The sequence below is a fragment of the Granulicella mallensis genome, assembly GCF_014203225.1.
GTDB classification, from domain to species: domain Bacteria; phylum Acidobacteriota; class Terriglobia; order Terriglobales; family Acidobacteriaceae; genus Granulicella; species Granulicella mallensis_A.
Genome location: NZ_JACHIO010000003.1, coordinates 274832 through 295459 on the forward strand (window position 1 = coordinate 274832; position 20628 = coordinate 295459).

Consider the following 20628-nt stretch of genomic DNA (forward strand, 5'->3'; position numbering starts at 1 on the left):
TAATTCCATGGCGACGATTCCTGAAACTCTGGCCCACGAAGCACAGAAAAAGCGCACTCTTGTCGAGATGAACTGGGATCCGATCACCCGCATCGTCGGGAGCCTCGGTATCTTCACCAAGATCGACTTCCAGAACCGTGAAGTCGCCGAGTGCTACAGTACCTCCTCCATCTTTCGCGGGTACTCTATTTTCATGAAGGGGAAGGATCCGCGCGATGCCCACTTCATCACCAGCCGCATCTGCGGCATCTGTGGAGACAACCACGCGACCTGCGCCGTCTACGCGCAGAACATGGCCTTCGGCGTGCGTCCGCCCGCGTTGGCCGAGTGGATCATCAACCTCGGCGAAGCGGCCGAGTACATGTTTGACCACAACATCTTTCAGGACAATCTCGTCGGCGTCGACTTCTGCGAGCAGATGGTGAAGGAGACCAACCCCGGCGTCTGGGACAAAGCCCAGTCCACGCCTTCGCCCAATGCGGACAAGCACGGCTATAAAACCATCGCCGACATTATGACCGCGCTCAACCCCTTCACCGGCACCTTCTACCGCGAGACGCTGGCGATGAGCCGCCTTACCCGCGAGATGTTCTGCCTTATGGAGGGCCGCCACGTCCACCCCTCTACGCTCTATCCCGGTGGCGTCGGCACTGTGGCCACCATTCAGCTCTTTACCGACTACCTGGTTCGCCTGATGAAGTATGTCGAGTTCATGAAGAAGGTTGTTCCGCTGCACGACGATCTCTTCGACTTCTTCTACGAAGCTCTTCCCGGCTATGAGAAGGTCGGCCTGCGCCGCACGCTGCTGGCCTGTTGGGGCTCCTACAACGATCCTGATTATTGCGACTACCAGTATAAGAACATGGATGCATGGGGCAAGAAGATGTTCGTCACCCCCGGCGTCGTCGTAGACGGCAAGCTCGTTACGAATAACCTGGTCGACATCAATCGCAACATTCGCATCCTGCTCGGCAGTTCCTACTACGAGGACTGGCAGGGCAAAGAGACCTTCGTCAAGAAGGACCCCCTCGGCAATCCGATCGACCAAAACCATCCCTGGAATCAGACGACGACGCCACGTCCGCAGAAGCGCGACTTCAACGGCAACTACACCTGGGTCATGTCGCCGCGCTGGTATGACGAACGTACCGGCGATCATCTTGCACTCGACACTGGCGGCGGCCCCATCGCGCGCCTCTGGTCCACCGCGCTCTCCGGCCTGGTCGATATCAACTATGTGAAGGCCACCGGTCACAGCGTCAAGATCAATCTTCCCAAAACTGCGCTTCTTCCCGAGGTTGAATTCGAGTGGAAGATTCCGCAATGGAGCAATACCATCGAGCGCGATCGTGCTCGCACCTACTTCCAGGCCTATGCCGCTGCTACGGCCCTGCACTTCGTTGAAAAGGCTCTCGCCGAACTGCACGCAGGCCGCACCGCTACCTGGTCTGAGTTCAAAGTTCCCGATGACGCTATCGGTTGCGGATTCCACGAGGCGGTACGCGGCGTGCTTTCGCATCATGTTGTCATTCGCGACGGGAAGATCGCCAACTATCACCCCTATCCGCCTACTCCATGGAATGCGAATCCGCGCGATATCTATGGCACGCCCGGCCCCTATGAAGATGCGGTGCAGAACACGCCGCTCTTCGAGGAGAACGGTCCCGACAAGTTCAAGGGGATCGATATTATGCGAACTGTTCGCAGCTTCGATCCCTGTCTTCCCTGCGGCGTGCATATGTATGTCGGCGACGGCCGCACCATTGAGGTCCAACACTCGCCCATGTTTGGGGCTGCGGGGAACAAATAATGGCCGCCTCTGCTGTTGTCATTGAAAGCATCGGAGAAAACCAGTCTGCTTCGGCTGTATCACCACAGCCTCGCAAACCCAATGAGTTCAAGGTTCAAACCGATCGCGTCGAAAAGCTCGCAGCCCGTCTCGAACAGGCCAACGATCCCGAGACCCGCGCCACGGCGCTTGAACTCGTGCAGTCCGTCATTGAGCTGCACGGTGCCGCATTGCAGGCTCTCATCGACCGCTGCATCGCTACCGAAGAAGGCGAACGCCTCCTCAATGAGGCCCTGCAGGACGATCTCGTCTCCAGCATGTTCCTTCTGCACAACCTGCATCCGGACGATCTCGAAACCCGCGTCCTGCGCGGCATTGAATCTGTACGCCCGTATCTGCAGGAGCATGGTGGCGACTGCGAGCTTGCCGGACTGGACAACGGTATTGTGCGCCTGCGTCTTCACGGTAACTGTGGCAGTTGTCCTTCTTCCTCGCTCACTCTCAAGAACGCCGTTGAAGAGGCGCTCTTTCAGGCCGCGCCGGATATCAAAGAGATCATCGCGGAGAACGCGGCTGCCAAACCTGCCACCTCAAACCTTGTGATGATCCAGTAAAGGAGACCTATGGCACACGATGACGTAAAGCCGGACGCCCCTTCGCATACGCCTGGCACACCTCGAGGCGAGAACCGCGCCGCGCCTCTCAAGACTCGGATGACGCGCATGGCAAAGGATGCCACAGGGATCAATGTTGCCGATCGCAAGCCGATTCATCCGCTGATGCCGAATCTTCCTCCAGCGTAAAGAGCAAAGCCAGGGCAAGCCATGAGTGAACCTTTCAATGAGGCACCGGAGCGCGACGCGGCGTCTTCCTTTCTGCGCCAGTTTGCCCGCCGGCGCACGTCCACGGAGCCGGAAGAGCGCTGCGAACTCTGTAGCACCGCGCTTAATCCTTTGCATCAGCACCTTCTCGATCCGAAGAAGCGGCAGATTCTCTGCGCCTGCGACGGTTGCGCCATTCTCTTCTGCGGCCAGGCGGGAGCGCACTATCTTCGCGTACCCCGCCGACTCCGCCGCCTCATCGACTTTCAGATCAGCGATCTGCAGTGGGAGGCGTTGATGGTTCCCATCAACCTCGCCTTCTTCTATCACGACACCGCCGCTGACAAGGTCTTCGCGATGTATCCCAGCCCGGCTGGCGCCACCGAATCTCTTCTCACACTCGATTCCTGGCAGGAGATCGTCGCGCAGAATCCTGATCTCCAGACCATGGAGGCTGACGTCGAAGCTCTTCTCGTCAACCGGGTCGGCAACAGTTCGGAGTACTATCTCGTGCCTATCGATGAGTGTTATCGCCTGGTCGGGATCATCCGCATGCATTGGCGCGGGCTGTCCGGTGGCACCGAAGTGTGGAAAGAGATTCAGCGGTTCTTTGACGACCTGCGCGCACGCAGTACCGAGAGCCGGAGGCCAGCACATGCCTGAGCTTCAGTTCCAGATCGAGGGCGCAGAGGCGGTGAAGCACGCGGCTACGCCCTTGCTTGCACTCAAGCTGCGCATCACGAATCTTCCCGCGAGCGAGCCCATCCACACTCTCACGCTCAAGTGTCAGGTCCAGATCGAGCCGGCAAAGCGTCGCTATCTTCCGCCCGAGCAGGAAAAACTCGCCGACCTCTTTGGCGAACCTTCGCGCTGGAGTCGAACCGTGAAACCGCTGCACTGGATGAACACCAGCGTCGCCGTGCAGGGATTTACCGGCAGCGTTCTCGTTGACCTCGAACTTCCGTGCACCTTCGACTTCAACGTCGCTTCCACCAAGTACTTCCACGCGCTCGAAGCCGGCGACATTCCCCTCTGCGTCATGTTCAGCGGAACGGTCTTCTACCAGTCGCAGCAGGAGACATTGCAGGTCGCGCAGATACCGTGGGATCGCGAGGCTTATTTCAAATTGCCTGTCGCGACATGGAAAGAGATGATGGACGCTCACTTTCCCAATAGCGCCTGGCTCAGTTTGCGCCGCGACGCCTTCGAGCAGCTCTACGACTACAAAGTCCGCAACGGTTTGCCTACATGGGAACAGGCCATCGAGCGTTTGATCGCCTCAAACGAGGTCGTCTCCGGGAGACCTGATGAGGTGACGGCATGAACTTCGAAAGTGCGGAGAAGATTGCCGCGGCCATCCTCTACGAGGGATACATCCTCTACCCCTATCGCCCTACCGCAATTAAAAATCGCCAGCGCTGGAACTTCGGCACACTCTATCCGCGCGTCTATGCCGAAGCTCAAAAGCCGGAGGAGCCCTTTCGCCTGCAAGCTGAGTGCATCGTCCTCGCTGAGGAGGGCGCGACTCTCGACATCAAGATCAGCTTTCTCCAACTCATCCGCCAGGGCCGCGCCCTCGACGGTACGGAAGATGCAGCCGCCCTCACCGATCCCTCCCTCGCATGGGAGGAAGCGGTCGAGCGCACCTCCGAGCATCCACAGCTTCTCCTTGGCGATCTTCTCGCTCAACCTCAGCAGCTCACGCTTCATCTCGGGGCAGCCACACTCCCTGGAGATCAGGTCGTCGCACCTCGGACAGATCTCCAGGCGCTCTTTACCGTTCGTATCGAGGCTCTCGAGTCCGGTACCTTGAAGCTTCACATTGAACTGGAGAACACCACGCCACTGCGCAGCGAAGCCGCTGCCAAACGTGACGAAGCGCTTCCGCACTCACTCGTCTCCGCGCACATGCTTCTCGGTCTCACCGGTGGCGAGTTCGTCTCGTTGCTCGATCCGCAGGAGAGCTATAGCGGGGCCGTCGCCACCTGTAGCAATACCGGAGTCTTTCCTGTTCTTGTCGGCACGGAGCCGGAGCGCACCATGATGTTGTGTTCGCCGATCATCCTCTACGACTATCCGCAGATTGCGCCTGAAAGCGGCGGTGATTTCTTCGATGGCACCGAGATGGACGAGATGCTCACCCTCCGCGTCCTCACCCTGACCGATGCGGAGAAAGAGGAGATGCGCAATGGCGATCCACGCGCTCGCCAGATCCTTGAGCGCACGGAAAATATGACACCCGAAGCAATGCTCAAAGCGCATGGTGTTGTTCGCTCCTTGCGCCAGGTCCGCGAGATCCCTGCCAACGAACCCTTCGGAGAATGGAATCCCTTTGTTGAAGCCAAGGCGCCGCCAGAGAGCGTTACCGTCTTCGGAGTGGCACTTCGCGTCGGCGACCGTGTGCGCATCTGGCCGCAGAAGAACGCCGACATCATGGACATGGCACTCGAGGGCAAGGTCGCCGTCATCGAAGCGATCGAGCAGGACTTCGAAGACCAGGTACAGTTCGCCGTTGTACTCGATGATGATCCCGGCCGCGAGTTCGGCATGATGCGTCAGCCGGGGCATCGCTTCTTCTATTCGCCCGAAGAGGTCGAACCGGTCAGCGAAGCGTTTGCTACGGAGAGAGAACTCAAATGACGGGCACAACTTTAGTTGCGGGCGTTGGCAACATCTTCCTAGGCGATGACGCCTTCGGTGTCGAGGTGGTGCGCTCTCTTGCTCGCCGCACTCTTGCGCCCGACATCCTCGTGAAGGACTTCGGTATCCGCGGCTTCGATCTTGCGTACGCTCTGCTTGAGCCCTGGGACGCCGTCATCCTCGTCGACGCGCTTCCTCGCAATGACGCTCCGGGCACTCTCTATATCGTTGAACCCGACCTTTCGCAGATGGGAGATCCCTCCACCCCGGGGATGGAGATGAATCCACACAACATGGATCCGGTGCGCGTTCTCAATCTTGCGCTCACGATAGGTCCGATCACAGCCCCCATCTTTGTCGTCGGCTGCGAACCTCATGACTTCGGTGACGAGTTGGAGGGCCGTATGGGCCTCTCCGCGCCGGTGCAAGCCGTAGTAGAAGAAGCGTCCAACATGGTGGAAGGACTTGTCGCAAGGATCAGGGCAGGCGCAGCCACCATACAACCGCCGGTATTGGCGGCAATGCAGTAACAAGAGATGGAATGGAGGAAGTCCATGACAGAGAAAATTATCTTAGGCGTGGTTGGATTAGTCATTGTCGTTATCGCGGTAGCAACGGCTCCGGATCTGATTCGCTACATGAAGATCCGCTCTATGTAAAAACCCGGAAGGCCGGCAGATGCACGAACTTTCGATTGCCATCAGCATGATCGATCAGATCGCCGAGGAGTCCGCAAGCCGCGGAGGCCTGGACGTGGAGGCTGTCCATCTGCGTCTCGGTGTCTTCGCCGGGGTGGATAAGAATGCTCTGCTCTTTGCCTATGAACTTGCCTGTGAAGGAACACCTTTGCAGGGATCACGCCTGATCATCGAAACGGTTCCCCTGCTGGTCTACTGCCCTGTCTGCCGGCAGGAGCGCACGCCGCCCTCCGTGTACCAGATCTGCTGTCCGGAGTGTCTCGCGCCAACACCGGAGATTCTTACCGGCCGCGAGATGGAAGTCGCATCCCTGGAGGTCGCCGCATGAGTACGCGCATGGTCGAGGTCCGGGCAAAGGTGATGAAGCAGAACGATCTGCTTGCACGCGCACTTCGCGAACGCTTTCAGCAGCAGAACACCTGCGTCATCGGTCTCGTCTCCAGTCCCGGCTCGGGTAAGACGGCCTTTCTCGAAAAGGTCTTGGCCGGGCTCGCTCGCGATCATGGTGTTGCCGCCCTCGTTGGCGATCTCGCTACCGAGAACGATGCAGCCCGCCTGCAGCGGGCCACACCGAACGTCAAGCAGATCACCACCGGCACTATCTGTCACCTCGACGCTTCGATGATCGAGAGGGCGTTGGAGGGTTGGCATCTCGACAACGTCGATTTCCTGTTCATTGAAAACGTGGGCAACCTCGTCTGCCCCTCCAGCTACGACCTCGGCGAAGAATTGCGCTTCGTTCTGCTCTCCGCCACCGAGGGCGAAGACAAACCGCTGAAGTATCCCACCATCTTCAACAGCTCTGATGTCGCCATCATCACAAAGATGGATATGGCAGACGCTGCCGAGTTCGATCTCGCCACCGCACGACGCAACATTGAAAGCGTTCGCCCCGGCATGAAGATCTTCGAGGTCTCCTCGAAGACCGGTCAGGGCATGGGAGAGGTCTTCAACTTTCTCCGCGCACAGCTTGCGCGCCCGCGTACGACCGCTCCCCTGCTTGAGGAAGCCGCGCTATGACCTCGCCCTTGCAGATTACGCTTGTCTCCTGCGCCATTCTTGGCTTTCGCCACGGCTTCGATTACGACCACATCGCCGCCATCTCAGACATCGCAAGTGTGCAGACCAAGACCTCCACGGCCATGCGCCTTGGCCTGCTCTATGCGCTCGGCCATGCGACGATGATCACTCTGCTTGGCAGCATCGTTATTCTTTTTCAGCTCTCTCTGCCGCAGCGCATGGACTCATGGGCTGAGCGACTTGTAGGCCTCACACTCATCCTCCTCGCCGTCTACGTCATGGGCAGTCTTGTCTGGGGAAACGCGCGCGCCGTGCCACCCTCGCGGGCTGCCATTATCATCCGCTGCTACCGCAAACTCCGGCGTAAGATCTGGCCTTCCGCCGCTGCCACCGATTCGCGCATCGACGATGACGTCAACTATACCGGTCCCGTCGCCTTCGGCATCGGCCTCATCCACGGACTTGGAGCAGAAACACCTAGCCAGCTCGCACTCTTTCTTCTCGCAGCCAATCTAGGCGGCATCGCTAAAGGCGCCGGCGGCATGGCCATGTTCCTTGCCGGGCTGCTCATCATGAACACCCTGATGACCGCTTCTGCCACTGGTCTTTTTCATGGGGCTGTCCCACATCCTCGAGTCATGCGCCTCTTCGTCGGCCTTACTGCGGTCTACAGTTTCGTTGTCGGCTGCATCTTTCTGCTTGGTTCCTCCGGCCACCTTCCACAACTCAGCTAAAAAGCAAAGCAGAGCCAGTGATATTCGCTCAATCGCAATGCAAAGCCTTTGCTAGCAAACTGCTGGCAGTTCGCAGCTATGCAAACTGGAAATTGGAGTACCCCGATCTCCTGCTGTTGCTCTTTGGCTTCCCTCCGTTTGGCATCGGCCTTTCTCCTGCGCTCAACCCTTGGATCAATCCCAGCGGCTAGCGTCTTGCGAGCTTCAAAGTGAAGTTGCCGAGTATGGCCCAGACCCACAAGCGGATATGCACCAAATGTCATAAGCCTTTCTTTGCCATCAACACGATGGCGCCAGCTCCAAAGCTTCGATCCGCCGGGAGTGACCAGCAGAAACAGGCCATTACGGTCATACAGCTTATCTGCCCTCGAGCACTCCCATCGCCACCCGATTCGAAGACTCTTCAAACCACCCTTAATTTCAGCAGAAAACCATGACCCTGTTCAGAGGTTCCTGAACTGTTCTATGCTTCTGGGGTATGAGAACACACTGCATTCTGGCGGGCGTGAGTTTGGTCGTGTGCCTGATGGGCGCGCGGTCGCAGTCTTTGCTGGTGGTGAACCAGGGAGACGCGACGGTCAGCGTAATCGACCCGCAGACAGGCAAACAAGTAGCCTCTATCGAGGAGCACACGCCTGGGGTGCATGGGCATGAGATCGCAGTGTCGGCTGACGGCAAGACGGCTTTTCTGCCGATTTACGGAAGCGTCGGGGTCGGCAAACCGGGCATCGATGGACACGAGATGCTGATTCTCGACGTGCCCTCGCGCAGGATCATCGATCATGTGGATTTCGGTCATGGCGTGCGCCCGCACATGCCTTTGCTGGATGAAGCGAGCGGCATGCTGTATGTCACGACAGAATTGGATAAGACAGTGACGGTCATCGATCCGAAGACGCATCGCATTGTGGGTACGATTCCGACAGGGGCCGAACAATCCCACATGCTGATCCTGTCGCATGACGGGAAGACCGGATATACGGCGAATGTAGGGCCAGGCAGTGTTTCGGTGCTGGACATGCGTGAACGCAAGACGCTGGCGGTGATCCCGGTGGCTGCGGAGGTGCAGCGGATTGCGATTTCGAACGACGACAAGTGGGTGTTTACCTCAGACCCGAAGCAACCGCGCATGGCGGTCATCGACACCTCGACACGCAAGGTGGCGAAATGGATCGACCTGCCGGGGATCGGATATGGAGCGAAGCCGACCACCGATGGCAAGTGGCTGCTGGTGGCGATCCCGACGGCTGGCAAGGTTGCGGTGGTCGATCTGGCAACGATGACGGTGAAGAACACCGTGGAGGTTCCCCTGGCTCCGCAGGAGGTCGTGATCCGGCCGGACCAGAAGGTGGCTTATGTTTCGTGCAATACCAGCGGGAAGGTGGCTGCGATCGATCTCACGACGTGGAAGACGGATCTGATCGCAGCGGGACCGCTGGCGGATGGCATGATCTGGGTCCCTTCAAGGAAACGCCAACCAGTCCGATAGCGCAACATCGAGCGACTCCCGATGAGCCTCCCAACGCACGGAAAAGGTCTATGGCTTGTCTCGGTCTAAGAGATGCAACAGTGCATTTCCCATTATCTCGTTTCGGTGCCACGGGTCACCATAGTTGATGAAAAGTCCAGATAATTCGTCAAGCTACAGCCTCGGAAAACCTCACCTGAGGCAATGCAAGTCACCCCGTCACTGTTCCCCGAGTAGGGGTAAACCCAACACTGATGTTGCCAACCGCAAAGTAGGCATAGGAAAACGGCTCAATCGAGAAAGAAAAGCCGGATTTATTATGATTGAGGCCAATACAGGTGAACTCCATGAGGAGGTCGGGGTATGGCGACGTATTCAAAATCGCGGCGCAGTACGTTCTTGGCATGTCTTCAAGATGTCGAGGGAGTTTGGGCGCCTACCATTACAAAACTCTGCTCGTTACGGTTCGTTCGTTTCTGGGTTTTCACAAGCCAATTGCATCCCTACGGGCAGCCAATTTTATTGGCTGCCAAGCTATCCATGAGCTTAGACGGAGAAGCCACAAGAAGGCATCATGCCTAATTTTCTGTCGGCGTTTTCGCAATACTATCGATGACTAATCGGTTCACACTCGCCTTTCGCGCTTCCAACCTCAGTCCTAGCTCCTGTACTGATTCCAGCACCAATTGTCCACCATCTGGGTCGGAGGCGCCACTCGATTGTCCTCCCGCTCGCGCCGGCAGATCGATCCCGCTTGCTTTCGCGATCGCCAAGATTTCCGCCAGCGAAATATCGAGGTTTACTTCGTAGTAGCCTTTCAGGCTGGTCATGTCGACTACTTGTCTGCTGTTACTACCGCCCATTTGCGTGACTCGGGTCAGCATGTCTGCGAATCCCGCCATCGTCATGGCGCTGGACTGAATATGCAGAGTCTTCGTCTGCATGTCCATCTTCTGGATGAAGATTCCTTTCACGCCCATGTTCATGGTTGTGCTTCCATCTGAGTTCACCTTCACTCGCATGGGACCATCCAAGGAGTCCATCTTTATCTCGCCGGGCTTCAGCGGAGTGTTTTCATCAATGGGGGTCGGTGCCTCCGTCGCGGGTTTCAGTTTGGGTCCATTCTTGGCCACCACAAGCGCCAGCACCGGCTGCTCCTCCGTGGACGGGTGTGCGGTCAACTTGAACCGCTCCTTCAGAAGCGTCTGCAACATCGCGGGCGCAGCATCCTTCGGGGCTCCTTCCGGCATCTTCGCATTGATATCAAACCGCGTCGTCGTCAACCAATCGGGTCCGTTCACCTGATAGGGTTTGAGGCTGTAAGCCAGTGCTATCAGCTCGCGCAATGCCATATAGGTATATTCTGCGCGTCCACCCTCTACGTGGGGCCCAAGCTTCGGAGCCTGCCCAGCTTGCATCGCCGCAGCTATTTTTGCCATGTCAAGCGGCGCTGCCAGCTTCACCGTTGCTACCTCGAATGTCGCCTGTCCGTGCGCTGTATACGTCATGATCAGCGCCACCACAAGCACACAACCTCTCATCCATTTCCGCATCACAACCCTCCAGTGCTTACCTATTTATGGATGTCCTAAACGAACCGCAATGTGAATCCCCGTTTCGCGTTCACCATCGTTGTAATGCCTGAGGTTATGCGCGTCTCCTACAGCAGGATACCCGCAGATGTCTCGTTGGACCTCTTTAATCTCCCGTGATTCCATTGCCGATTTCTAGACAGATTCTTAGAGCTTATTCGCGCTACGTAGAATCCGTCTGACTTTTTTCAGTGAAATGCATCAACTCGTACCGGAAGTGATCGCGAGCCTCATTCGGATGACAGGAGGTAATTTCCTTCTTACTCGCCTCCTCACTCAGATTGAACGGGTTCTCAGCGTCAGCGACCTGCACCTTGTATCAGTCGCGGTCGTCGAAGCGGCGGGGGACAGCCTCGTCATCGGCCCGGGATGGCGCGGACTACGCCAAATAATTCTGAAACACTACGCCAAATAGCGATCAAAGCTACACCAAAACACCACGGCCAAAGGAGGGAGACTACCCGAACGAAACGATTCTTGACTGTGGAATAGGGATCGGAGTATCGTCTCCGCAAAACAGAAAGCTCTCCGTTTTGCTCTAGTAAAGCGGTTTGCTTCGTTCCCTACTCAAAGGATGCCTCATGAACGACGAATCCAGAATCCCGAAACAGCGAGCTCCGCAAGATCCGCTACAACCAATCGACAGAAGAAGTTTTGTTCGTTGGACCACTCTGGCCGCAGCCTCGGCGTTGACAGTGGGCGCTGATAGCGTCAGTGCCGAAATGCGCAGTTGGGCTGGCAGTGATGGGGATGCATCCAGCGGCATCCCTGCAACGTTGAGCATTCAGAAAACCCGAGTCGCAGATTCAGTAATACTGGATTCCGCATTCGCCAGTCTGAGCTTCGAAAAAAGTTCCATCAATCGGTCACCGGTTTATTTAAGCGGTGACAACACGGACCTGATTGGCCTGCTGAATGCACTCGGAGGCGGCGTGCTGCGGATTGGCGCCAACAGTGTCGACGAAACCACCTGGACTCCAGACGGAGAAGGTCAAATCAGTGGACAAGTCGCGCCGAGCGATATCACCAACTTCGCGAGCCTGATACGGAGATGCCCGCTCTGGAAGGTCATCTATGGCGTTAACTTCCGGGGCAAAGATGGCTCTACCGCCTCGCCGACACTAGCCGCCGGCGAAGCGGCCTATGCCGCGGAGCATCTCGGCAGACAGTTATTGGGATTCGAAATCGGCAACGAACCTGATCTCTACGGCGATGGATTGACTTACGACATCTTTCTCAATGGAGGAATGCTCTCTGACGGCACCCTGATCTCCGGCTGGAATCAGTTTGCGGACGCCATTCGATCCTCTGTACCTCGTGCCATCTTCACCGGCCCGGCAGCTTCAAGCGACAGCAAGGGGTGGGCTGAAGATTTTGCCTCCAGCGAAACTGGCAAGATCGTGCTGCTGACCGAACACTACTACATCAGCAATTACAGCAGCGCTGCACCCTCTATCTCCGGCATGCTAACGTATCCCAGTCCGCACCTGGTGACAGCCCTGCAAAATCTACAGGCTGCCGCAAAAGCCAACTCGGTGCCCTTTCGCATAGACGAATGCAACTCATACTTCTCCAGCAAGAATCCCGCTGGCGTCAGCAATGCCTTTGCCGCGGCGCTTTGGGCCATCGACTTTATCTTTACCAATGCACAGTACGGCTCGAGTGGCCTGAATTTTCACAACACAGGAAACACTTCTGGCTATGCCGCGATCGGCGAGACCAGCAGTGTTGTTACTGCGGTACAACCGCTCTACTATGGACTGTTTTTCGTCTCGCAGATATTTGCAGAAGGTACAAGAGGGGTGCTGCTGGAAAGCACACTCACTGTCAGCGGTGTAGCCTTGACCGCATTCGTAGTAGATTCGGAGAGCGGCACCTACGTTGTTTTGAATAATAAGGACACCACGAACGCCGCAACCGTGACGATCACCGGGTTCCGTCCCTTTGCATTCAGGGCGACAGTTACCACGCTCGCCTCGTCTGGAAGTACTCCCTCGGAACAACTCAGTAATCTTGGCATCTACAACGGAGGATCAGCGATCACATTCGGTGAGCAGCCAGTCGCACTCGACGGCAGATGGCACGGAAACTCAAAAGAGTTGCCCGTATTCGGCGAAAGCCTGACTGTCACTGTTGCAGCAGCGACCGCAACTCTCATTCATATTCGTTAGAGCAGTCCCGTATAGGTGTATAGCGAGCCACAGGTCTATAGGCTGTTTTTTCCAAAAAACAGCCTATCCTCGGCGTCAACGACGCCCAGGTCATCTCGGTCGAAATCGTCGAGGCAGCTAGAGACAGCCTTGTCATCGGCCAAGCCTGAGACTCGGCGCCCTACGACAAATAATTCCTCACCCTACAACGCTGTCCTACCCTAACCATTGACCTTAATGGCATGGAAGAAACCAGCGGCGAGTCCGCTTCCCTACCCTCTCCATCAAGGTCTGCGATAAGATCATTTCCGTCCAAAGTTGCGCTCTTTGAGGTCTAGATGCCACGACGATTGACAATCCACTTATAAGATGTGACCACTTCCACGACCTTGGGTTCTCTAACCCAATTCCAACCCACCGGTGTCCCCTACATAGCGTTCAGAGGTCGGAAACTGTCGATACAATTTGCCGCATCGAAGGGGGTACCCGGTTCTTTGATATTCAGCAACGTCGAATCTGGAGTATTCGCATGGTCGATACTCTGCAGCACCTTTTGAGATATATCTACGCATCGCGTGTGGCTCAGCGAGTAGACCGGTGCATCCGCAGGTAGGTTTGTAGGATAGTCGTGATTAAACAGAACGCGATTATGTTTGAAACTCAGGCCTTCCGCCATCATAGAAGCTCACGATGGACAGCTTTGGGCGGAAACAACCAGGACTTTGGGGCCAAACTTAATCTCTTACTCAGGTCGCCGGAGGCTTCGCTAACAAATGCTCGACCTGCGATATTGCCAGCCAAGGAGAAGTGATGGGAATGTTGACCTTGATTGGCATCGTTGATAAGAGTAAGACTCCAGTTCACATCGCTAGCAGCCATACGTGAGCAAATCTGACTTCATTTGAAGTGGTCGTCCATCGATCATAGATGAAGCAACCGGCTCAGATGTCGTGCATCATTCTTTTCCTTTTGGAAGCTCAGTCTTCACCAAGCACTCCGGCTGCACAGGCAAGAGACAGCAAGAACTATTCAAGATTTTCTTTTCGTGTGACCCTGCACTTTGGTGCAGATGCATCCAATGTGCTCAATCACTGCAGATGTAAAACGCCAGACATAAGCGTCAACGATGGACCGGGATCGTTCTGTGTCATCACCGCGTTGCAAACTGCCGAAGGTACAGGGCTACGCAACATTGGGATCACGGCTCGCACCAATTTTCGAAGCGTCATCCTGTCGCGCAGTGGACACCTACCCCTCGGTTGCACGACAGAAATCGTACTCCGGAGCAAAGCGTTGTACCCAGCGAAGAATCGTCGTGTGCGTCAACTCGCCTAGACGCGTGCTGGCAGGATACGTCTATCAGTATCGCCAGCTTGTTAGATCTGCGCCCTTTGGAGCTGTTTGCAGGATGCGCTGCATAATCTTTGGCACATACATCGTTTCGTAATGCAGTCGGCTATAGGCGTTCGGGAGTTTGGGGTCACCATTCCAGCAGTGTTCTGCGCGAGGCCCGTACGCGATCTCGGCATGTGCGGGTGGATTCGCAGTGTCGAGAAAGTCTTGCAGCAGGTACACCGCATCGTTCAGCATGTAGGTATCGTCGGAGCCAACGTAGACGTGCAGCTTGCCGTTCAGCTTCGGCTGTAGTTGCGGCCACTCACGCTGGAGCTTCGCGTTGAGATCGTAGTGATCGTGCCAGTATTTCGCAACAATGGGATCGATTGCACCGGTCTGCTTGTCGAAAATACGCGCAGGATAGCCGTCCGGTCCTATGGGGGAGAAGACTGCCTGCCAAATGTCGTACTGTTCGCCGGAGCGCCCGTGGTCGCCAAGCGCAGTCTCGTACTGGTTCACGCCGCGCTGCGTGATGGTGGTGTGGCCCAGATAATCACGCATCGAAGGCTGTTCGATTTGTTTGTTTGCGCCGCTTGTGAAGTACGCATTCGCGTCGCTGTAAAGGTCGATGTTGGTATAAGCGTGAAAGTCTACGGGGTCCGGACAGGCGATGAAGGCGCCGTTGTAGTGGTCGGGGTAGAAGACTTGCGCGGCCATGGCTTCCCAGCCCCCCGTGGAGCCGCCATAGAGGAAGCGCGCCCAGCCCTGTCCGATGGCATGGAACTGCTTTTCGACGGCAGGCAACAGCTCGGTTTCGATGGCTTCGCCGTAAGGACCCAGGTTCGCAGAATCGATAGCATAGCTGTCGTCGTAGAACGGATTCGCGGTCTGGATCTTGACCACGAGAAAACGTGGGAAGTCTTTCGCGATCCAAGTTTGGTAGAACTTGTAGGCTTCCTGCTGCTGGATGCGGTTATAACCGGCGAGATGAAAGCGCTCGGAGTAATCGGGCTTGAGATTCGGGTCGGGAGGCGTGGTGCGGAACTCCGCGAAGCCGTCGTTGAAGTGGTCTTCAAACAGCATCAGCGGGAAGCGTGCCTCCGGATGCTGGTCGAAGCCGGCGGGCACGAGCACCGTGGCGGAAAGATATACAGGCCGGCCCCAGAACTTTGTCAGGAGCGGTGACTGGATCCGCAGACGGCGGATGAACTCCGAATCGGCGATCGGGGTAATGGGCGGAATCACCTCGGTAAGCGTGACGTCGACGTCGCGCACAGGCTTGCCGTTCGCGCCGATCGAGATAGGAAAAGGCTTGCTGTAAAGGTTGCCAGGAGCTAGATTCCAGTGCTGTCCTTCGCCACGGTCAGGTGCAAGCTTCAAGGTGCGGCCGTCACCCATATGAAAGGTCTCATAGAGGTTCAGCACAGCTTGCACCGTGTACTTGCCGGGAGGCAGCTCGCTTAGGTGCAGGTGCGGGTAACCGGCTGCGCTGTCGTCCACGGTCACTTCGCTGCCAGGCCTTGCACCGTTGAGCGTAAGGCCGAAGATGTTCTGCGAAGCCGGTGTGTCGTTGATCTGCATGCGCGGCTCGTCGCCGAGGTCGTTCGACAGCAGCAGCAACAGGCGACCATCCAGAGGAGCGGGCTCGGCTGCGCGCTCTCCACCACTCTGCAGTGGTCGTGCATCCTTGGGAATATGCACGCGAAAGCTTTGGGCCTGCAGCATCACTGCGGCATTGCAACACAACGTGATCGTGAGGGCGGCATTACGGAACACGCATAATTTCGGCATGGGAAAGAGTATACGGTGCGGTCGAGATCGGCTGATTTCGCCAAACCCGAACGATCTGCTCAATTTCCTTCCGTCATTCATCGGTCGCTTAGCCCAAGCGCATTATCTATGAGCAGGTCACCGGCTTCGATCATTTTGCTCAATAGCTCCTGAGGTGACTCCGTCTCTGCGAATATCTCGCCGATACGAAATAGCACATCCCATGCCCATCACAAAGTAAGGATGCTTCGCAAGAGCGGTCTACGTTCAGGCCACCTCATCCAGCTCTTCGCCCTCGTCGGCCTGCCCTTCTTCCGAGACCTCGGCAAAGATCTCTTCTTCCTCGTCGGTATCGGCAGAGTGAGCGGGAGGTCCGACTACCGCGGCAGGCACATCGAAGAGACTGCCCGTTACTGCTGGTTTCGATCTAGCAATCTCCGCCGGTTCCGCGGCCACAGCAGACTTCGCAGCATCTGGCTTTGACGTATCCTTCCTGACCGCGGTCTTGGCTTTTGCCTTGGCTTCAACTTGCGCTGCTTTGATGGCTTCGTCCATCTCCGCTTGCGACTTCTCAAGCGAGTTCTTCATTTGCAGACAGGAAGAGACGAAATTCACGATTGCGGAGGGCAGCTCTCGATCCAATTCCTCGGCGGTCCCTGTCACCTTCAATGCTGTTGTAAGAGCGTTGTTCTCGCTCTCCTTCAGCTTTTTCGGAATGATGTTGACACGGATCTCGTCTTCCTCAAGACGGGTTACGGTCAACAGGACAGCGCGTTGCCGCAGTAAGGGCGAAAGTTCTTTGAACATGGGTCTCTCCTGATGACATATGTCGTTTGGGACACGCTCCAGCCCGCGTCGTCTTCTCGAGTTCCGGAGCGCTAGGTGTATCCGATCCGGACATTTAACCGCTGTCGCTGTGACATAACCCTGCAAAACTTCCTCCTACCTGCGGGCCAGGGCTTGGGCTGTTCGATAAATAGCCCCGCGGACGCGGTCATGAAACTTCTCATGCGCTTGATTCGTGTACCTTGTGAAAGTCTCCCATCACCTGCTTCAAAACGAGGCTCTACATGAACCACAGAATTGCTCTGGTGGCTGCTGCCACTATGATCGCCGCCGGTTACGCCACGGCCCAGACCGCCCTCCCCTACCAGAAGCCGCCTGCCGCCATCGAGCAGCTGCTGGAGTCAGCGCCGACGCCTCAAGTGCAGCTCTCGCCCGACCGCAAGACCCTGCTCATCGAGCAGCCCGCCACCTTCCCCACCATTGCGGACGTCGCCCAGCCGCGTTACCGGCTCGCAGGCATCCGGTTCAATCCGTTGTCGAACGGCCCCAGCGTCGAGCGCTATGATGTCTCGCTGAAGCTGCAATCCGTAGACGCAGCAGCAGCGAAGACCATCGCCGGGTTGCCCACCAAACTGAAAGCCGTCGACGCGATCTGGGCTCCGGACTCCAAACACGCCGCCTTTGTGGCGCATGCCACGGCTCCCGCCAAGGGTCTCGACCTCTGGGTGATCGATGTCGCTACGGCCAGCGCCCATCGTGTCGGCACGATCAAGCTGAATGCCGTGCTCGGAGCACCCTGCGCGTGGATGCCGGACTCTGCCTCACTGCTCTGCAAGACAGTCTCAGCCACACGCGGAGCCGCACCCAGAGTCAGCGACATACCCACCGGCCCCGATATCGAGGAAAGCCTGGGCAAGGTGAGCCCCGCACCGACCTATGAAGACATGCTGAAGACCACCACGGACGAGGCCATCTTCGAGTACTACGCCTCTGCCGATCTGACCGTGGTCACACTGAGCGGTACCGCCAGGACCCTGCCAGCCAAGGGTCTGATCGAGCGTGCCACGCCTTCACCGGACGGCCATTATGCCTTGGTCTCCATCGTGCACCGGCCCTTCAGCTACACCTTTCCCTATGAGCGATTCCCGCAGATCACGGAGATCCTGCCGCTGACGCCGGGCCGCGTGAAGGTGCTGCTCGATCGCCCTGCGGTGGACAACCTGCCCATCTCGCGCGACGCCGTGGAACCCGGCCCGCGCGACTACCAGTGGCGCGCCGATGCACCGGCCACCGTCGTCTGGGTGGAAGCTGCAAACAATGGCCTGCCACTTCCCAAGGACGCCAAGGTCGCTGACACCCTCTACACGCTCCCGGCGCCGTTTGATGGCAAGGCCACCGTTCTGTACGAAGCACCCATGCGCCTCTCACGCGGTGGCGGCTTTGGCGGAGCTCGCGGGTTGGAGTGGGGCAACGACCACCTGGCGTTGGTGACCATGTCGCGCTTCTCGGACCGCAAGCAACTCACGGTCGCGATCGATCCCTCGTCTCCCGGTAAGACCGCGACGATCTATGCGGGTTCGTCGCAGGACCGCTATCACCAGCCGGGCTCTCCGGTGACCGAGTTGAATGCCGGCGGTCACCCGGTGCTGAAGCTGACCAGGGACGGTCAGGGCGTGTATTTCATCTCGCCGGGCGCGTCACCCAAGGGCGATCAGCCGTTCATCGCCATCATGCCGCTGGCAGGAGACGCTGCCGGCAAGGAGAAGATCCTCTTCCGCTCGGCGGACCCTTACTATGACGAGCCCATCGGGCTACTGTCGGACGACAAGGTGCTGATCCGGCGCGAGAGCCAGACGCAGTCGCCGAACTACTTTGTTGCGGCCTTCGATGGGTCAGCCCCTGCGCAGCTCACACACTTTCCCGGCCGCTATGACGGCATCAAGATGCCCACGCGCCAGTTCCTGAAGTACAAGCGTGCCGATGGCGTCGATCTGACGGCAACCCTGTGGCTACCGTACGGCTATGACAAGAGTCAGGGTCCGCTGCCGACTCTGATGGAGGCCTATCCGGCGGAGTTCACCTCGCGCGCTACCGCCAGCCAGGTGAGCGGCTCTCCCAATCGCTATCCGGTCTTCGGTGGCGGCTCGCACGTGTACATGGTGCAGGATGGCTATGCGATTCTCGATAGCGCAACCATCCCCATCATCGGCGAAGGAGGCAAGGAGCCGAACGATACTTATGTCGAGCAGCTGGTGGACGGAGCGAAAGCGGCCATCGATGAGGGCGTCAAGCTGGGTGTGGTTGACCCCAATCGCGTCGCCGTCATGGGACACAGCTACGGCGCCTTCATGACGGCCAACCTGCTGGCGCATTCCAACCTGTTCCGGGCGGGTATTGCGGAGAGCGGCGCCTACAACCGCAGCTTGACTCCGTACGGCTTCCAGAACGAGGAGCGCACCTATTGGCAGGCCCCCGACCTCTACAACAAGATGTCGCCGTTCAGCTATGCCGACAAGATCAAGACACCGATTCTGCTCTTCCATGGCGAGGCCGACGACAACACCGGTACCTACCCCATCCAGAGCGAGCGCTTCTACGCTGCGCTGAAGGGCCAGGGTGCAACGGTGCGTCTGGTGTTCCTGCCGCTCGAACCGCACGCTTACGGCGCGCTGGAGACCAAACAGCACGTGCTATGGGAGATCGATCGCTGGCTAAATACGTATGTGCGGCCAGTGGACCCACCGGCCGCACCAACCGGAAACTAGCTGCAGCACCGGCTGCCACGCTCGTGCTCGAACCGGTCGAGATCCCAAGTGTGAAGGGCAAGCCTACCGTGAAGCTGGTGGTTGCCGTTGCCGCGGTGTAGTTTCCGCTCGCTGCCTGATTCGCCGCCAGCACAACCGTTCCTGTTCCGGTAACCGTGACGACGTTGTCAGCGATCGTCGCCGGACCGCTCGTAACTGCATAGGTCACCGCACCGTTTGAGGCCGAGGTCGCACTCACCGCGAACGGTGCGGCACCCACTAGCTGCGAAGAAATCGGAGCAAAGATCAGAGTGGGCGCGATCTGGGTTACGAAGTTAGCTGTGATCGACTCCGGCCCGTTGATCGGGAGAGTCAGTGGATTGCTGGTGGATGTCGTCGCGCCGGTGAAGTTCACGAAATAGTATCCGGCGGAGGGTGTCGCGGTGATCATGGCGTTGCTGCCCGCTGCGAAATAGACGCCCGCGCTGATGCTGCCTCCGGTTCCAGCAGCGGTGGTGAGCTGGTACTCGGTGGTGAAGGAGGCGGTATAAACAGCTGAGGCCGAGGGAGCGGTGACCTTATCCGACGTAGCGGTGGTGCCGTCCTGCCACTGCGCGAAGGCTAGCTGTGTACCCGTGGCTACCGCCGTAGGCGAAACCACACTCAGAGTGCAGCTATTGCCGGGAGTCCAGAGCAGCGTGACCGGGGTGGTGTAGGTGCCGGGCATGCAACCGGTTCCGGCAGACGTGAAAGCCAGACCAGAGGGAGAGCTGGTGATGAATGCTTTATCTGCGCCCTATTCTCCTGATCTTAACCCTATTGAGAAGGCTTGGGCAAAACTCAAACAATGGCTTAGAGAGGCCAAGGCCCGAACCAAAGAAACTCTCGATCACGCCATCATAGGTGGCTTTACCTCGCATCACCCCGGACAATGCTAAGGCATGCTTCAGACTCGCCATAAATGGTCTGCATTTAAAAAGAAAATGCTCTAGGCGAATCTTCTACGAGATCGCCACGAAGGAAGTAACAACTAACTAACACAAAGCAATGGAGAGTCCACCAGCGCTATCTCAGCAACCTC

General features: G+C 57.6%; 18 protein-coding genes and 2 pseudogenes. 15 read left to right on the top strand and 5 right to left on the bottom strand.

All coding sequences use genetic code 11. The features are described from left to right. Positions 1–7: 7 nt before the first annotated feature. The 11 genes from HDF15_RS04445 to HDF15_RS04490 are packed head-to-tail and all read left to right on the top strand — an operon-like array spanning position 8 to position 7702. Positions 8–1810 carry a nickel-dependent hydrogenase large subunit gene (locus HDF15_RS04445; protein ID WP_184253144.1) on the top strand — a complete coding sequence of 601 codons (1803 nt, stop codon included), beginning with the start codon at positions 8–10 and terminating at the stop codon, positions 1808–1810. After that, positions 1810–2403, top strand: a complete 594-nt coding sequence (locus tag HDF15_RS26175) for a NifU family protein (RefSeq protein WP_184253146.1) — start codon at positions 1810–1812, stop codon at positions 2401–2403. The genes HDF15_RS04445 and HDF15_RS26175 overlap by 1 nt, the downstream gene beginning before the upstream one ends. Before the next feature lie 9 nt (positions 2404–2412). Next, positions 2413–2592 carry a hypothetical protein gene (locus HDF15_RS04455; RefSeq protein ID WP_184253148.1) on the top strand — a complete coding sequence of 60 codons (180 nt, stop codon included), beginning with the start codon at positions 2413–2415 and terminating at the stop codon, positions 2590–2592. 21 nt (positions 2593–2613) lie between these two features. After that, complete coding sequence (locus HDF15_RS04460; RefSeq protein ID WP_184253150.1) at positions 2614–3273, top strand: DUF5947 family protein; 660 nt, start codon at positions 2614–2616, stop codon at positions 3271–3273. Further along, a complete protein-coding gene (locus HDF15_RS04465; RefSeq protein WP_184253152.1) occupies positions 3266–3934 on the top strand; it encodes a DUF6084 family protein in 669 nt (222 codons plus the stop codon). The genes HDF15_RS04460 and HDF15_RS04465 overlap by 8 nt, the downstream gene beginning before the upstream one ends. Further along, positions 3931–5250 (top strand): hypothetical protein, encoded by a 1320-nt coding sequence (locus tag HDF15_RS04470; protein WP_184253154.1) that lies wholly within the window; start codon positions 3931–3933, stop codon positions 5248–5250. Before HDF15_RS04465 ends, HDF15_RS04470 begins: the two co-directional genes overlap by 4 nt. Further along, the gene (locus tag HDF15_RS04475; RefSeq protein ID WP_184253156.1) at positions 5247–5780 is read left to right on the top strand and encodes a hydrogenase maturation protease; all 534 of its coding nucleotides are present in this window, start codon (positions 5247–5249) and stop codon (positions 5778–5780) included. The genes HDF15_RS04470 and HDF15_RS04475 overlap by 4 nt, the downstream gene beginning before the upstream one ends. Positions 5781–5804: 24 nt before the next feature. Beyond that, positions 5805–5909, top strand: coding sequence for a DUF6893 family small protein (locus HDF15_RS26385; protein WP_409254857.1), 105 nt, complete (start codon positions 5805–5807; stop codon positions 5907–5909). A gap of 19 nt (positions 5910–5928) precedes the next feature. Further along, on the top strand, positions 5929–6276 hold the full coding sequence (locus HDF15_RS04480; protein WP_014267371.1) for a hydrogenase maturation nickel metallochaperone HypA: 348 nt from the start codon (positions 5929–5931) through the stop codon (positions 6274–6276). Continuing rightward, complete coding sequence (hypB, locus tag HDF15_RS04485) at positions 6273–6968, top strand: hydrogenase nickel incorporation protein HypB (protein WP_184253158.1); 696 nt, start codon at positions 6273–6275, stop codon at positions 6966–6968. Before HDF15_RS04480 ends, hypB begins: the two co-directional genes overlap by 4 nt. Next, positions 6965–7702: a hypothetical protein gene (locus HDF15_RS04490; RefSeq protein WP_184253160.1), complete on the top strand. Its 738-nt coding sequence runs from the start codon at positions 6965–6967 to the stop codon at positions 7700–7702. The genes hypB and HDF15_RS04490 overlap by 4 nt, the downstream gene beginning before the upstream one ends. On the opposite strand, the gene HDF15_RS26390 is transcribed toward HDF15_RS04490, so the two are convergent. After that, complete coding sequence (locus HDF15_RS26390) at positions 7699–8109, bottom strand: Arm DNA-binding domain-containing protein (protein WP_184253162.1); 411 nt, start codon at positions 8107–8109, stop codon at positions 7699–7701. The genes HDF15_RS04490 and HDF15_RS26390 overlap by 4 nt on opposite strands. Before the next feature lie 98 nt (positions 8110–8207). Between HDF15_RS26390 and HDF15_RS04500 the strand changes: the two genes are divergently transcribed. Continuing rightward, entirely contained in the window at positions 8208–9191 is a 984-nt protein-coding gene (locus HDF15_RS04500; RefSeq protein ID WP_311733030.1) for a cytochrome D1 domain-containing protein, read from the top strand. A gap of 557 nt (positions 9192–9748) precedes the next feature. On the opposite strand, the gene HDF15_RS04505 is transcribed toward HDF15_RS04500, so the two are convergent. Continuing rightward, entirely contained in the window at positions 9749–10699 is a 951-nt protein-coding gene (locus tag HDF15_RS04505) for a TIGR03435 family protein (RefSeq protein WP_184253165.1), read from the bottom strand. A gap of 644 nt (positions 10700–11343) precedes the next feature. On the opposite strand from HDF15_RS04505, the gene HDF15_RS04510 reads away from it, so the two are divergent. Beyond that, the gene (locus HDF15_RS04510) at positions 11344–12933 is read left to right on the top strand and encodes a hypothetical protein (RefSeq protein ID WP_184253167.1); all 1590 of its coding nucleotides are present in this window, start codon (positions 11344–11346) and stop codon (positions 12931–12933) included. Positions 12934–14271: 1338 nt separating this feature from the next. Here HDF15_RS04510 and HDF15_RS04515 read toward each other — a convergent pair. Together HDF15_RS04515 and HDF15_RS04520 are read right to left on the bottom strand one after the other, a co-directional pair. Beyond that, complete coding sequence (locus HDF15_RS04515; RefSeq protein ID WP_184253169.1) at positions 14272–16038, bottom strand: alpha/beta hydrolase-fold protein; 1767 nt, start codon at positions 16036–16038, stop codon at positions 14272–14274. 246 nt (positions 16039–16284) lie between these two features. Then, positions 16285–16824 carry a PRTRC system protein E gene (locus HDF15_RS04520; RefSeq protein WP_184253171.1) on the bottom strand — a complete coding sequence of 180 codons (540 nt, stop codon included), beginning with the start codon at positions 16822–16824 and terminating at the stop codon, positions 16285–16287. A gap of 263 nt (positions 16825–17087) precedes the next feature. Between HDF15_RS04520 and HDF15_RS04525 the strand changes: the two genes are divergently transcribed. Continuing rightward, positions 17088–19568 carry a S9 family peptidase gene (locus tag HDF15_RS04525; RefSeq protein WP_184253172.1) on the top strand — a complete coding sequence of 827 codons (2481 nt, stop codon included), beginning with the start codon at positions 17088–17090 and terminating at the stop codon, positions 19566–19568. Between the two features lie 319 nt (positions 19569–19887). On the opposite strand, the pseudogene HDF15_RS25720 reads toward HDF15_RS04525, so the two are convergent. After that, positions 19888–20274: pseudogene (locus tag HDF15_RS25720) on the bottom strand (InlB B-repeat-containing protein); the annotation flags it as partial. A gap of 70 nt (positions 20275–20344) precedes the next feature. On the opposite strand from HDF15_RS25720, the pseudogene HDF15_RS25725 reads away from it, so the two are divergent. Then, positions 20345–20420, top strand: a pseudogene (locus HDF15_RS25725) (transposase); the annotation flags it as partial. Positions 20421–20628: the final 208 nt, after the last annotated feature.